The sequence below is a fragment of the Treponema sp. R6D11 genome (genome assembly GCF_054786075.1).
Genome location: NZ_BDHD01001408.1, coordinates 1 through 310 on the forward strand (window position 1 = coordinate 1; position 310 = coordinate 310).

Sequence of the window (310 nt, forward strand, 5' to 3'; positions counted from 1 at the left end):
GACTTACGGCCGCTTTGAAGCTAAGCTACGGATGGCCTTCATGTTCCTGGGCGCATGCCCCGCCTGGTGGATGATGCCTGGATACGGCCCTTACGGCGGGTGGACGCGCTCCGGCGAGAGTGACCTAATGGAAAAAGTAGGCCTGAAGCCCAACCACGCCTCTTCCACATTGCACATGAAGCCCAACTGGGGCGAATGGCAGTCGCAGTACCAGTACGTTGACGCGACATTCCAGAACGGCCTTGATTTTACGGACTGGCACGTGTTCGGCGTGTACTGGACGGCGACCGAAATAACGTTCCTTCTGGAC

General features: G+C 58.1%; 1 protein-coding gene. It reads left to right on the plus strand.

Going from position 1 to position 310, the window contains the following annotated elements:
* On the plus strand, positions 1-310 hold a 310-nt coding region (locus ACYVTD_RS18950; protein ID WP_461249127.1), incomplete at both ends, for a family 16 glycosylhydrolase.